The following is a 14,606-nucleotide window of genomic DNA, read 5'->3' as shown; positions in this document are numbered from 1 at the left end:
TTAAAAAAAATGCAGATTTACAGAGAAATTACTCCTTTGCAGGATCCTGACGTTTATGTTATTCTAGATTCCGTTAACAATGATTTTGATTATCCCATCCATAACCATCCCGAATTTGAACTCAATTTGGTGATGGGGTGCTCCGGGACAAGAATAGTCGGGGATTCCACCGAAATGTATTATTTACAGGATCTGGTGCTGATAGGGCCCTATCTTTTCCATAAGTGGGATATTGATAAATCCCAGGAATTTAACCAACATCGGGTGATTACCATTCAGTTCAAAATGGATCTGTTTAATTCGGATTTTTTTCGGAAAAGTTTGTTTTCAAAAATCAGAAAGTTATTACAGGATGCTTCAAGGGCCATAAAATTTCATGGCAATACTTTCAATAGAGCTGCGGAAATGATGATAGGGTTGACAGAGAATACCGGATTTTCAAGGATGGTGCAATTCCTGGAGTTATTGGATTTGTTATCGAGTTCACGGGAGACGACCTTTCTGGCGAGTGAAGGATTCAGCCCTCATGCTATCCCTTCAAAGGGTAACAGGATTCAAATTGCTTATGGATATATTCTAAGAAATTTTCATAAAAAAACAGTTAGAATAGAAGACGTTGCCCAGCTGTTGAATATGAGTATTTCTGCTTTTAGCCATTTTTTCAAAAAATACACCAACAAAAGTTTTAGCCAGTTTTTAATAGATGTCCGGATCGGCCATGCCTGTAAGCTTTTGCTGGAAACCGATGAAGATGTACGACAGGTTTGTTATAATTCGGGGTTTAACAATGTGGCCAACTTCAATCGCCTGTTCAAAAAATACCGGTCCTGTACTCCCCTTGAATTTCGCCGCCGTGACCTGGAAAAGGGTGCTTTTGACTGGACAAAGCAAGTCACCCCGGGACAGTTCATCCCCTCAGAAAATATCAAAAACCGTGTGCTGTGGCCCTCGGATTTCAGTACGACCAGAGTTATGCATGTATGATCTTTGTTTAACGTGCAATCAATAATTTTTTCCCGTCTTCCCCTTCTGCAATGGGTTTGGAAAGCCTTTCCTGGTGGCGACGGGTAAACTCCATGACTTCCTTGACAGACTCGGCATTTCCTGCCTGAATTTCTTCGAATTGAACGGAAGCATGCTGACCATTTGCGGATGATTTTCTGTCAGTCAGCAGGGTGATCAGGCCTATCATCACAATGAGGATCAAAAGGGTAGCGGCCATGGCCATAGGATGTTGCCGGTTAAATCTCCTTTGCCGTCTGCGGCCATAATGATCATCCAGCCGTCGTTCAAGCCTTTGCCAGGCTTCCCTGGACGGTTTTTCCGAAAATTTATGTTGATTGGCCCTGTACAATTTTTCTAAATCTGTTTTTTTCATTATTATTTCCAATTTTCCTTTTCTCCGCTAATCTTAATTCATCATTTTAAAAACATTTCTTTGTATAAAATCAGCCGTATCTCATATAATTGGCTTTTTCTAAAATATCCTTTAACCTTTTTTTAGCCAGGATCAATTGAGATTTGGAAGTATTGATGCTGATCCCCAACTGATCGGCGATTTCCCGGTGTTTGAACCCTTCCAGTACATACAGGTTGAAAACAGTTCGGTACCCATCGGGTAATTGTTCGAGAAATTGCAGTAAATCCTGAGCAGCCAAATCTTCTTCGACCGTCATATCCGTCTGGATATCAAAGTTTTCGGCCTCAAGGGTTAAATTGAAATTATGCCTTTTTCGCAGCAACATTAACGCCTCGTTGACTACGATTCTTCGTATCCAGCCTTCAAAACTTCCGGTACCCTGGAATTGTTCCAGGTTGGTCATCACCTTAAAAAAGGCAGAGACCAGTACATCCTCTGCATCCTCAGTTACTTTGACATACCTTTTAGCTACACCTAACATCTGGGGCGAATACCGATCGAAAAGCAGCTTTTGTGCTTTTCTTTTCCCATTTTTAACGGCTGCTATGAGTTGTTGCTCGGTCAAATCAGTAGTTTTTCAATTTTCGACTAATTTACGACATATAATTTAATTGGTTTGAAACCTGGTTATATGTTAAAGAAGATGCGCCTTTGGTTTATTTTGGTGTGTAACCTATCTTTGCGCCTCAAAATTAAAAATTATGGAAATAGTAAACAACCGCTACCAATTGAGTGGGGGAGTAGATCCTCTGGAATTGGCTGCACAATACGGAACGCCTCTTTATGTTTATGACAGTGCCATCATGAAAAAAAAGTATGATGACTTTCGTAAGGCTTTTGATGTGGCTGATCTGAGAATAAATTATGCGTGTAAAGCGCTGACCAATATAAGTGTGCTTAAATTATTTAATAAATGGGGTAGTGGACTGGATACGGTTTCGATTGGAGAAGTTAAATTAGGATTAAAGGCAGGGTTCACCCCGGAAAAGATCTTTTTTACGCCAAATGGCGTGGGGCTGGACGAATTTGAAGAAGCGGTAAAACTCGGTGTTTCCATTACCATCGATAATATCTCCATCCTCGAACAATTTGGGCAGATTCACCCGGAAGTTCCTGTTTGTATCCGAATAAACCCCCATATTATGGCCGGCTATGACCATAAAACCTCAGTGGGACACATCGATTCGAAATTCGGGATCTCATTTCACCAGATGCCTCATGTCAGGCGTGTGGTCCAAAACACCGGAACAAAAGTTATCGGATTGCACATGCATACAGGGTCGGATATTCTTGATCCTGAAGTATTCCTTCGCGGGGCTGAAATTTTGTTCAACATTGCTCATGATTTCCCGGATCTGAAATTTCTCGACTTCGGCAGCGGTTTTAAAGTAAAATATAAAGAAGGAGACATCCATACCGATATCGCCGAGATAGGCGCCAAAATCTCTGAACGTTTTAATGAATTTTGCAGGGAGAACGGTCGCCAGTTGGGGCTGATTTTCGAACCGGGAAAGTACCTGGTCAGTGAAGCCGGATTTTTCCTGGCATCGGTAAATGTGATCAAGCAAACACTTTCCTCTGTATTTGCAGGGCTGAACACAGGATTGAACCACCTCATTCGTCCCATGTTTTACGAAGCCCACCACGATATTATCAATATTTCGAATCCTGAAGGAACCCCGAGGTTTTATACGGTTGTAGGTTATATTTGTGAAACGGACACTTTTGGAGTAAACAGAAGGATCAATACCATACAGGAAGGTGATGTGTTGTGTTTTAAAAACGCAGGGGCCTATTGTTATACCATGTCGTCCAATTACAACTCACGACTCAGACCTCCGGAAATTTTGGTTCATGAAGGAAAACATTACCTGATCAGGGAGAGGGAATCTTTTGAAGATTTGTTGAAAGGTCAGCATGTTATTGAAATTTAGTCATGAGGGACTAATTGTTTTAATATCAGCAAGTTAGTATGCTTCATCTAAATAAAGAATGAATCCTTTATTTTGGCTATTGGATTCATTCTTTAATTTGGTGGATGGCTAAATACGCCATTAATCCTATAAAGGAAATGTACATTATACCAGCTGCAATATTATGGACTTGAGTGGCAAATTTTCTTAGCCAATGGTCCTCGGTTTTTATTTTTAATGGAAATTTAAAATAGCAAAACATTCCTTTGACCATTCTTTTTTGAGCTCGCGTATCTTCGTCCAGGTCGTCGAGAGAAATCAGGTAGTCGGCCAGTAGATATTTAGTAACAAAAGAAATCCCCAAAACCATAGCTATTTTATCTTCCATCTGGACAAAATAATTTTAATAGAGGGACTAAAGTTACTAAGCCTTCATATAAAAAGCTTTTTAAAGCCCTGATTTTTTGCCTTCGAAATAACATTGGTCATTTTTTTTAGTATTTTCGGGCGGAATACCGGTAGGTTAATTTCTGTCAAAGAGTATCGAATTCAAATTATTTAATTAACTACCAAAACAAACATACACAATGGCAAAAGGATTTTTAATCGATATGGACGGTGTTATCTACAGCGGTAATGACCTTATCCCCGGAGCAGATAAATTTATTGAAAATTTAAAGAAAAAAAAGGTGCCCTTTTTGTTTCTTACCAACAACAGTCAGCGCACCCCCAGGGATGTGGTCAATAAACTTACCGGGCTGGGAATCGAGGCGGAAGAAAAAGAGGTCTTTACCAGTGCTATGGCTACCGGCTGGTTTTTATCAAGACAGAAGCCCGGTGGGACGGCATACGTGCTCGGAGAAGGGGGACTCCTGACCAGTATCCATGAATATGGCTATTCTTTGGCGACACACAATCCAGATTTTGTAGTAGTAGGAGAGGGGCGTAATTTTACATTGGAAATGGTGAATAATGCGGTGGATATGATCCTCGACGGCGCAAAACTCGTTGCCACCAACCTGGATCCTTCTCCAAAAATAAAGGGTTGGAACAACCTGGGGATCAAGGCGGTGATCGCCATGATTGAGGAGGCTACAGGCATTAAGGCTTTTTCCGTGGGAAAACCCAGCCCGGTAATGATGCGCGTGGCCAGGAAGAAACTGGGCCTTATGACCGAGGAAACGACGATGATCGGCGACACCATGGCTACGGATATTTTGGGTGGCATTCAGATGGGATATAGGACCATACTTACGCTTTCCGGGGTTACCAAGGAGGAAAACATTAAAGAATTCGCATTTAGTCCCGATTTGATTGTAAAAACGGCGGCTGATATCGACCTTACTACCTGGCTGAAATAATTTTATAGAGGTTAACCACGACTAAAAAATGCTGCACCCCGGTTGGTTAAGAATTTCCTGGTTACTGGTAATACCCCGGCATTGAGGAGATTACCGAAGTAGAGGGCGAATGGGAAACAGGGCTGGTGATAAAAAACCAGCGAATTTTTCTCTATATTCTTTCAGCAAGTTTAGCACTCCCCATTTTCCTGTGCGCTTCAACAGTGTTATTTCTTCGAGCAAAAAAAATAGCCAGTCAAAACCTTGAAATAAAAAACCAGGAAGTCATTCGACAATGTAACCAAACGCTGGAAATGGCGAAAAAAGCCCGTGAGGCAACATTTTGATTATTGGAACATGATTGATACTATTTGAAACATTTTTGAAATCATATGCCTTTTAAGGGCCTTAAATAACAAAACTAAAGCAGATGAAGAATCAAGTTACTTTTTGGACCATTACCGTTGCACTTGCAGGATTTCTTTTTGGATTTGATACCATTGTTATATCAGGTGCGGATGTTCCCATTCAAAAATTATGGAATACAGGAGAATGGTTCCATGGAACTTTTATCATGTCAATGGCCCTTTGGGGAACCGTCGTCGGTGCCATTTTTGGAGGAATTCCATGCGATAAAATCGGACGAAAAAAAACGCTTTTCTTGATCGGGGTATTATACCTGGTATCAGCAATAGGATCCGGATTGGCCACTGATCCATACATGTTTTCCATCTTCCGCTTTATTGGCGGTTTAGGAGTAGGAGCATCTTCCGTTGCAGCACCCATTTATATCTCTGAAATTGCTCCTGCTGAAAACAGGGGCAAATTGGTTGCAGCTTACCAGTTTAATATTGTTTTTGGGATTTTAGTAGCGTTTTTCTCTAATTATTTCATTGGCTTAACGATGGGCGAAAATGCCTGGAGATGGATGCTTGGAGTAGAAGCCATTCCTGCAGCAATTTATTCTATATTGATTTTAGGTGTTCCAAACAGCCCTCGGTGGTTGATATTAAAAAAAGGGGATGAGGAGACCGCAAAAGTCTTATTGAAAAGAATCGATCCACATGTTGATGTAGAAGAAAAAGTAGCCAGTATCAAAGCTTCGGTGGTTACAAAAGTGGGGGAGACCTTTTTGGGAGGTAAATACCGTATTCCAATCATGCTGGCATTTTTTATAGCCTTTTTCAATCAACTCTCAGGGATCAATTTTGTGCTTTATTACGCGCCACGTATTTTTCAAAGTGCGGGCATTGACCAAACCAACAGCCTTATCGCTTCAACGCCCATTGGAATAGTTAATTTAATTTTCACCCTGGTTGGCATGTACATCATTGATCGTGCTGGCCGAAAGCAATTGATGGTAGTAGGTTCCATTGGTTATATCATAACCTTACTTGGGGTAGCGTGGTCATTTTATTCCGGCGCAGAAGGGTTTGTTGTCGTCGCTTTTATCACTGCTTTTGTGGCTGCACATGCCATTGGACAGGGAGCCGTTATCTGGGTTTTCATTTCTGAAATATTTCCCAATAAAGTCCGGGCACAGGGAATGTCACTTGGCTCGGGCACCCACTGGGTTTTTGCCGCTACGATTACATTGATCACACCGGCTGTTTTAAAGGCATTTTCGTCGGTAGCGATCTTTTCATTTTTCGCTTTTATGATGGTACTGCAGTTGTTGTGGGTTGTTTTTATCATGCCTGAAACCAAAGGAGTGCCTTTGGAAGAGTTGCAAAAGCAATTGGTCAAAAATGGAGAGGGTGACAAGCAAAAGGTTTCAGCTGTCAGCGACAAATAATAAAAAGGAATAAGAAGAAAGATTAAAAAAATCCGAAAATAATAATCAACTCATTATGGAAAAGATAATTTGCTTTGGTGAAGTATTATGGGATATGTTACCCTCAGGCAAGATTCCGGGGGGTGCTCCAATGAATGTAGCTTTTCATTTGAATCAATTTGGATGGAATCCCCAGATGATTAGTAAAGTAGGGGAGGACAGCCTTGGAAAGGAACTTTTGGATTTTTTACAGTCTAAAAATATATCAACCTCTCTAATTCAAATTGACCCTGCTGTTGAAACGGGTACTGTCCAGGTAGAATTAGATGAATTGGGATTTCCATCCTATGAAATTTCCGATCAGGTAGCCTACGACTTTCTGGATTTTGATGAGGTGCTTGAAAGAGAAGTGCTTGATACCGATGTGATCATTTTCGGCACGCTTGCCGTTCGCCATGAAAAATCAAGAAAAACATTATTGAGATTGATTGAATGCTCCAAATACCGGGTGTTTGATGTGAATTTGCGGGTCCCTTTTTTTGATAAGCCAGGCGTTGAATTTTTACTTAAAAAGGCAGATTTGGTGAAAATGAATGATGAAGAATTGAACATTTTCGCTGACTGGTTTTCTCTCGGGAAAGAGGAACATGAGCAGTTAAAAGAATTATACCAAAGATTCGGACTAAAGGGCATCATCGTAACAAAAGGAGCAGAAGGGGCAGGATACTATGATGGTGAAGTTTATTTGGAAGAACCCGGGATTGCTATAAAAGTTCAGGATACCATAGGAAGCGGAGATTCCTTTTTGGCCGGTTTTTTAAGTCAGCATTTACGGGGTAAACCATCTGAAGAATGTTTGAAGTTTGCCTGTAAGATAGGAGCCCTGGTGGCATCAAAAAAAGGAGGTACTCCTGGTTTGACGAAAGAAGAAATTGACAGTATATAGAAAAGCGACAGGTAGAGTTTAATTGGGAATAATTTAAAGTGTAAAAAATGAAAAATAATTTATTTAAAACTGTTTTGGTATTGAGCATCATAGCTGTTCAATTTTCCTGCAAGAATGAAATTAAAAATGAGCACAATGCTATGAGCCATAACCAGGATTCAATTATTACCATGGAAGAGCTTTTATACAGGCCCAATTTTCATTTTACGCCAAAAGAAAACTGGATGAATGATCCTAATGGAATGTTTTATTACAATGGCTATTATCATTTATATTTTCAATATTATCCTGATGGCAATGTATGGGGCCCAATGCATTGGGGGCATGCTATAAGTACTGATATGGTGGTTTGGAAAGAAATGCCAATAGCCATATATCCAGACGAAAAAGGATATATTTTTTCTGGTAGTGCTGTGGTTGATGTTAATAATTCATCCGGCTTTGGCAAAGGTGGTGTTCAACCTGTAATAGCCATGTTTACTTACCATGATATGGATGCTGAAAAAGCTGGAAAAACAAATTACCAATCACAAGCCATTGCTTATTCTTTAGATGAAGGAAAAACTTTTACTAAATATGCTGAAAACCCGGTAATTAAAAATCCAGGGTTAAAAGATTTTAGAGACCCCAAAATGGTTTGGGATCCAATAGACAAGAAATGGGCTTTGGTATTGGCAGCTGGTCAAAAAATAATGTTCTATAGTTCCTCTGACCTGAAAAACTGGACATTAGAATCTGATTTTGGCGATGGGGTAGGAGCACATGGTGGCGTTTGGGAATGTCCGGATTTCTTTCCGATGGCAGTTCAGGGAACAGACGAAATAAAATGGGTATTGTTTGTTAGTATTAATCCAGGAGGGCCAAATGGGGGGAGTGCTACCCAATATTTTGTTGGAGATTTTGATGGAAAACAATTTAGGATAGACCCATCTTTTGAGAAGGACTTAAATAATGCTGAACATAAATCTATTTGGATAGATTACGGAAGAGATAATTATGCGGGGGTAACCTGGGCTAATATCCCCGATACCGATGGTAGAAAATTATTTTTAGGATGGATGTCTAATTGGAATTATGGGCAGGAAACACCTACTGAAACATGGAGAAGCGCCATGACCGTTGCCAGAACAGTTGAGCTTCAAAAAATCGATGATAGTTACAGACTATTATTCCAACCTGTAAAAGAATTAGCCAACTACAGAATTACAAAGTATAAAAAAGAGTCCATAAAAATTGATAGAGAAACGAAACTTATTGATTCAAAAACTATCGATTTATCAAGCACAGAAATCAATTTTAAAATTTCAGCTTTAAAGGATAGCGGGTTCACCTACAAACTTGCTAATAAACAAGGGGATACCCTGGCTTTTGGATACAATCACAGCGATAAAAACTTTTTTGTCGATAGAAGAAAATCCGGGAAAACAGGATTTTCAGAAAAATTCGCAGATCGTGTTTCAATAGCTAAAAGAACGTCTCATAATCCCGATTTGTCCGGCACAATTATTCTCGATAAAACATCTATAGAGTTATTTTTTGATCATGGCGAAACAGTCATGACGGAAATATTTTTTCCCAATGCGCCATTTGAAACATTAAGTATTGAACCTGAAAACCAGGAATTCATTCTTGACAATATTGAAATTAATGGACTTAAAATTCCTGTTGTTATTCAAGGCTAATAATGATAAGGTTTCGGTTGTTGAATTGGGTAGGAGAGGGGAGATTAAGCTTTCCTGGTGAAATCAGAATATTCAGGTGTGAATGATGTAGGTGAGCAATTTCGGACGCAGTATTATTTTTTGAAATTGTTTCCTGGTTAATTGTGTGGTAGAGCTAAATTGCACTATTTAACATAATATATATTATAGGAAATATATTCAGGGAACGTCAGGCACATAAAAGACACAGGCTTAGCAATCGTTTTATGATTTCTACATGTGCATGTATAAAAGTTAGTTATACGGAAACAATACCTTCAGTAGGTTTAAAATATAAGTCAGATCACCTGCTGTAAATAAAACACACTGCACAGCTAACTAAAATCCAGCGCAGTTGCCCGGATAAATATTTTTACACCAATCTCAGGCATCTGCTCATTTGGGCTTTCCCCGCCCTATTTGGCGTGAGACCTAATCCCTGAGTTCTATTTAACATAATAATATAAAACCATCAAATTGCCGGATTTTCCAAAATTCTTCCTTTGGACAAAATAAATTTCATAATTTAGACCTTCCATTATTCATTTCATTTTTTTTAAATCAAGATTCTATTTAATATGAATAAATTTCAATCACTCCTGCTATTTACGCTACTTTTTTTATTTGCTTGTTCTGCTCCTGAGAAAGCTCCTGTTACTGCTTTTGACGTTTCCGGAACCGTTGAAAATGCAGCAGATTCGACCGTGATAAAGTTACAAAAAAGAGTGGACGGTGAATGGGTGGTAGAGGACTCCTCTATCGTGGTCAATAAAGCTTTTGCCTTGAAAGGCAATACGACTCTTGCCGAAATGTATTATCTCAGTATCGGCGATGGAAAAAGTTATGTCCAGATCTTTGCTCAGCCGCAGGTGACGATCAATGTTTCTGCTCATGCTGACAGCCTGAATAAGGCCGTCATTTCAGGCTCCCCTATCCATGATTCCTTTAAAGCCTATAACGATGGCCTGGAGTCTTTTGGCAAACGAATCAAAGAGCTTTATCCGAAATACGACCTGGCCGACAGCCTCAAAGATAAAGTGATGGAAGCCCACCTCGACAGTATTTATGAAAGCATTTCCGAAGAAAGAAATGGTTATACACGTACTGTGGTGATGAAGAACCTGGACAACCCTCTTGGACCTTACCTGGTATCCGGCATGTATTACGACGATTCCAAACTGGATGAAATGAAAGAGCTGGCGGGGCAGTTTAGTGCAGCAGTAGACAGTTCAGTTTATACGATTCGCATTAAAGAGATGATAGATACCTGGAGTAAAATTGCTGTCGGAGAGCCTGCCATTGATTTTACTCAAAATGACAGCACGGATACTCCGGTTTCTTTATCCAGTCTGCGCGGTAAATATGTATTGATCGATTTTTGGGCCTCCTGGTGTGGTCCATGCAGGGCTGAAAACCCTAATGTAGTGAAATTGTATAACGAATTGCACAAAGAGGGTTTCGAAATAATCGGCGTATCATTTGATACAAAACGCAGCAACTGGCTGGAAGCTATAAAAGCAGACGGACTAACCTGGCACCATGTTTCTGATCTGAATGGCTGGAACAATGCCGTTGGGAAATTATACGCGGTGCGTTCCATTCCTCATACTATTCTCCTGGATAAAAATGGAATTATAATTGCCAAAAATCTTAGAGGTGAGGAACTTCGGAAAAAACTCGAAGAGTTGTTGTTATAAAATAAGAACTTTAGGGTAGGGGCTTGAAAATCAAGCCCCTACCCTACTTTTGATTAAATATGGATACATGAGATATTTTTTTATCTTATTGATTTGTCTGACCAATATTTTGTCCGCTCAGGAAGTTTATTTTCGCTTTAATCAGGCCGGCTACTACCCTGAAGATGCGAAAATGGTTTTCATTATGGCTAAGGAGGCCATTTCGCTTAATATTGAGTTGATTGACAGTTTATCCGGCAATACCCTTTTTAAGGGAAAATTGAAGCCTGTGGCAGGAACAAAATGGGGCCAGTTTCAGCATCAATACCTGTTTGATTTCAGTAGCTTGACAATTCCCGGCCACTATGCGTTGAAAGTAGGTAAAATCCGTTCTCAATCCTTTACCGTTGATCCCCTGGTTTATGAACCCTACCTGAACGACCTGATTGCTTTCATGCGCCAGCAAAGGTGTGGTTACAATCCTTACTTTGGTGAGGTATGCCATCAACACGACGGCCGGATTTTTTATGCTCCTGTAAATGATTCCACTTTTTATGATTTTAGCGGCGGCTGGCACGATGCCGGGGATCAGTTAAAATACCTTATCACCAGTTCAAATGCCACGGCCCGGCTGCTTTTGGCTTATGAACTGGCACCTGGGCAATTTTCCGACGAGGTAGATCATTTGGGCCATCCCTACCCTAACGGGATCCCTGATGTGCTGGATGAAGCCAAATGGGGGCTTGACTGGATTTTAAAACTGCATCCCAAACCCGACTGGCTGATTCACCAAATTGCTGACGACAGGGATCATCGCGGTTTCAAATTCCCTAATAAAGACAACGCAGATTATGGTTGGGGACCCAATTCCTATAGGGTTGCCTATTTTGCCACAGGAACGCCTCAGGGACTGGGCAAATGGAAAAGTGATGCGACCGGAATAGCCAATATTGCAGGCAGGTCTGCTGCTGCACTGGCCATTGGGGCAAGGATTTGGCAAAAAAACGGATGGGATGAAGCCTTTGCGCTGAAATGCCAACAAGCAGCTATAGAACTTTATCAATTGGGCAGGGAAAACGAAGGATACCAGGAAGGCAATTCTTATGGATCTCCCTACCGTTACAATGAAGATAGTTGGGCCGACGATATGGAATGGGCCGCGGCGGCCCTTTACAGGCTTACAAGGGAGCCGTTTTACCTGGAGGATGCCTTAAAATACGCCTACCTCATCAAAGAAGACGGTTGGATGGCCCGTGATTCAATGGATCATTATCAAAAATATCCGTTTATGAATGTCGGGCATTTTGCCTTGTTTCAGTTCGTTTCGGATACCGTTCAGTTGCAACTCGCCAGGTGGTACAAGGTTAATATTGAAAAAGTAATAAAGCGATCCGAAGGAAATGCTTTTCAAATAGGGATTCCTTTTCTCTGGTGTTCCAACAACCTGTTAGTCAATTTCATTACCCAGGTTTTGCTGTATGAAAAAATGACGGGAGATTATCAATATCATACCGCTATGCAGTTGCATCGGGATTGGCTGTTTGGCAGAAATCCATGGGGAACCAGCATGTTTACGGGGATTCCTAAAGGAGGAGAAACACCCATTGATGTACACTTGCCTTCCCGTGCATTGTTGAAACAAACCCCTGCCGGAGGATTGGTCGACGGCCCCATTTATCGCACCATCTTCACTACCCTTAAAGGACTTAGTTTAACCGAACCGGATGAGTTGCTGCTATTTCAAAATGACTTTGTCGTGTACCATGACGATATAGGAGATTACTCCACCAATGAGCCAACAATGGACGGCACTGCAGATGCTATATTGATGATGGCACTCTGGTGTGCAAAAAATTAATTAATTTAAAACGAGAAACAATAAACTATGAAATCCGTCCGCATCCTTTCCATCGATATTTTTAGAGGATTCACCATTTTTATGATGGTTTTTGTGAATGAACTCGCTGGTGTTTCCAATATACCCGGGTGGATGAAACACCGGGCTGCAGATTTCGACGGAATGACTTTTGTGGATGTCGTTTTCCCGGCCTTTCTTTTTATTGTTGGCATGGCGATCCCTTTTGCGGTGAACAACAGAGAGGCCAAAGGTGAGAGTTCTTTTCAGTTTTGGCGGCACGTCCTTGCCAGGACGCTTGGATTGTTAATTCTTGGAGTTTTTATGGTCAATGCTGAAGAAATGAATAGAGAGGCCAATTTGATCCCTTATGGATGGTGGGCAGCCTCTTTTTACGTGTCAGCCATTTTGCTTTGGAATATTTATCCCCTTTCCTCAGAAAAACCAAGACAAACCTTATACATGGGATTAAAAATCCTTGGAGCGGTTGTTTTGCTTGTCCTGATTTTTCTTTTCAGGAAAGGGCCGGAAGACCAACTCACCGGGATGACACCAAGCTGGTGGGGTATTTTAGGATTGATCGGCTGGGCTTACCTGGTCTCCATTCTGCTTTATTTTGTTTCCAGGAAAAACCTGCTCGTGCTATCAGGTATTTTTGTGCTGTTGCTCATATTATTACTGGGACTCAGAAGTGAATCGATGGCATTTCCGTTTAACATCAGCTGGTTGAGAGGGCAAACCGGGCACATTGCTCATTCGATGCTCACGATTGCGGGGATCATTTGTTCCTTGATATTAAGAAAGGATGGTGTTTTAACATCCCCTGCAATTAAAATAAGAAATATAGTCGTCATGGGAATTATGCTGGTCATAGCAGCCTATTTCATTCGCCCTTATGGAGGTATTTCTAAAATTTACGCGACGCCAGCCTGGGCACTTTATTGCGCAGCTATCTGCTGTTTCATTTTCCCTTTTGTGTATTGGCTGGTCGATGTTAAAGGCCTCAAAAACTGGGCAAATTTTCTTAAACCGGCGGGACAAAATCCGTTGCTCACCTATATCCTACCCTCTTTGATTTACGCTATAATCGGATATGGATTTTTTCCTGTCTGGCTAAAAGATGGTGTTGTGGGATTCTTTTGGGCAATTCTTTTCTCTTTGATGATATTATGGATAGCGAAATGGTTGACTAAAAAGGGTATCCGTTTGCACCTTTAAACTTTTAATAAAGTAAATTCATAACCACGTGCCTTAAGCTCATCAATCAATTCAGGCAACAAATAGTAAAATTTATCTTTTCTACCGGGATGGGTGCCTATATGAACCAGCAAAATGAAACCGTTCAGGCCACAGGAAGATTGCTTTTCATAATCCAATATCTTTTGAAAAATGGCTTTACTGCTAATATACCGGTTTCCCATATCCGGGGTCGTATAATCTGCATTGGATCGAGTGCCCGGGGTGAAGTTTACAAGGCTCAGGCCCAGTGCTTCGGTCCAATCGCTTATCTTTGGGTTGTACCACTCATAAGGCGGCATAAAATAAGCAGCATCTGCTTTGGTAATCCCAAAGGTTTGCATAGCCAAATAATTATCCAGGACATCTTTGACGAAACCCTCCTTACTGATCAGAAGTGAGTCGCGGTTATTCCAGGAGGCGTATAACAAATGTTTATCAGAATGTGGACCGAGGTAGTGTCCATGTCGTTTCAATCTCTTTATCATTTTTTTGTTGGCAGGGTTTCTGTAAAAATCACCGGTAAAGAAAAAATGGGCCGGACATGCCGCTTTTTTTAAAATCTTCGGGACCATTTTTTTGCCATCATTAAATTCATGGCCGGTAAAAACCAGGTAAATGTTTTTTCGCGTGCTGTCTGCTCTCTCCAGGCCACCGTACCGAATGATCGCATGTTTACCGAAGGGATGATCTGGCGTCTGAGCCTTTATTTCACCAATAATCATATAGAAAAAGACCCAAAAACA

At 40.8% G+C, this 14,606-nt stretch carries 13 protein-coding genes; 9 read left to right on the top strand and 4 right to left on the bottom strand.

Annotated features, from left to right (window positions below; translation table 11 throughout):
• The first annotated feature begins 9 nt into the window (after window positions 1-9).
• Complete coding sequence (locus tag H6571_02335; protein MCB9322556.1) at window positions 10-984, top strand: helix-turn-helix transcriptional regulator; 975 nt, start codon at window positions 10-12, stop codon at window positions 982-984.
• A gap of 7 nt (window positions 985-991) precedes the next feature.
• On the opposite strand, the gene H6571_02330 is transcribed toward H6571_02335, so the two are convergent.
• Together H6571_02330 and H6571_02325 are read right to left on the bottom strand one after the other, a co-directional pair.
• Window positions 992-1,378, bottom strand: a complete 387-nt coding sequence (locus tag H6571_02330; protein ID MCB9322555.1) for a hypothetical protein — start codon at window positions 1,376-1,378, stop codon at window positions 992-994.
• A 70-nt stretch (window positions 1,379-1,448) separates the two neighbouring features.
• On the bottom strand, window positions 1,449-1,985 hold the full coding sequence (locus H6571_02325) for a sigma-70 family RNA polymerase sigma factor (protein MCB9322554.1): 537 nt from the start codon (window positions 1,983-1,985) through the stop codon (window positions 1,449-1,451).
• Window positions 1,986-2,121: 136 nt separating this feature from the next.
• On the opposite strand from H6571_02325, the gene lysA reads away from it, so the two are divergent.
• A complete protein-coding gene (gene lysA / locus H6571_02320; GenBank protein ID MCB9322553.1) occupies window positions 2,122-3,354 on the top strand; it encodes a diaminopimelate decarboxylase in 1,233 nt (410 codons plus the stop codon).
• Between the two features lie 85 nt (window positions 3,355-3,439).
• Here the strand turns inward: lysA and H6571_02315 are convergent, their stop codons facing one another.
• The gene (locus H6571_02315; protein ID MCB9322552.1) at window positions 3,440-3,721 is read right to left on the bottom strand and encodes a hypothetical protein; all 282 of its coding nucleotides are present in this window, start codon (window positions 3,719-3,721) and stop codon (window positions 3,440-3,442) included.
• Between the two features lie 199 nt (window positions 3,722-3,920).
• Between H6571_02315 and H6571_02310 the strand changes: the two genes are divergently transcribed.
• The 7 genes from H6571_02310 (at window position 3,921) to H6571_02280 (ending at window position 13,842) form a co-directional block, all read left to right on the top strand.
• Window positions 3,921-4,694: an HAD family hydrolase gene (locus H6571_02310; GenBank protein MCB9322551.1), complete on the top strand. Its 774-nt coding sequence runs from the start codon at window positions 3,921-3,923 to the stop codon at window positions 4,692-4,694.
• A 409-nt stretch (window positions 4,695-5,103) separates the two neighbouring features.
• The gene (locus H6571_02305) at window positions 5,104-6,468 is read left to right on the top strand and encodes a sugar porter family MFS transporter (protein ID MCB9322550.1); all 1,365 of its coding nucleotides are present in this window, start codon (window positions 5,104-5,106) and stop codon (window positions 6,466-6,468) included.
• 55 nt (window positions 6,469-6,523) lie between these two features.
• The gene (locus H6571_02300) at window positions 6,524-7,393 is read left to right on the top strand and encodes a carbohydrate kinase (GenBank protein MCB9322549.1); all 870 of its coding nucleotides are present in this window, start codon (window positions 6,524-6,526) and stop codon (window positions 7,391-7,393) included.
• 47 nt (window positions 7,394-7,440) lie between these two features.
• A complete protein-coding gene (locus H6571_02295) occupies window positions 7,441-9,075 on the top strand; it encodes a glycoside hydrolase family 32 protein (GenBank protein MCB9322548.1) in 1,635 nt (544 codons plus the stop codon).
• Window positions 9,076-9,671: 596 nt separating this feature from the next.
• Window positions 9,672-10,790: an AhpC/TSA family protein gene (locus H6571_02290; GenBank protein ID MCB9322547.1), complete on the top strand. Its 1,119-nt coding sequence runs from the start codon at window positions 9,672-9,674 to the stop codon at window positions 10,788-10,790.
• A gap of 67 nt (window positions 10,791-10,857) precedes the next feature.
• The gene (locus H6571_02285; protein ID MCB9322546.1) at window positions 10,858-12,627 is read left to right on the top strand and encodes a glycoside hydrolase family 9 protein; all 1,770 of its coding nucleotides are present in this window, start codon (window positions 10,858-10,860) and stop codon (window positions 12,625-12,627) included.
• A gap of 27 nt (window positions 12,628-12,654) precedes the next feature.
• A complete protein-coding gene (locus H6571_02280) occupies window positions 12,655-13,842 on the top strand; it encodes a DUF5009 domain-containing protein (protein MCB9322545.1) in 1,188 nt (395 codons plus the stop codon).
• Here H6571_02280 and H6571_02275 read toward each other — a convergent pair.
• On the bottom strand, window positions 13,839-14,585 hold the full coding sequence (locus H6571_02275; GenBank protein ID MCB9322544.1) for a polysaccharide deacetylase family protein: 747 nt from the start codon (window positions 14,583-14,585) through the stop codon (window positions 13,839-13,841). The two genes, H6571_02280 and H6571_02275, sit on opposite strands and share 4 nt — an antisense overlap.
• Window positions 14,586-14,606 lie beyond the last annotated feature (21 nt).

The sequence above is a fragment of the Lewinellaceae bacterium genome, from assembly GCA_020636105.1.
Classification (GTDB): Bacteria; Bacteroidota; Bacteroidia; order Chitinophagales; family Saprospiraceae; genus BCD1.
The sequence above is the reverse complement of the archived record's forward strand: the minus strand, read 5'-3'. Positions and strand labels throughout refer to the sequence as shown.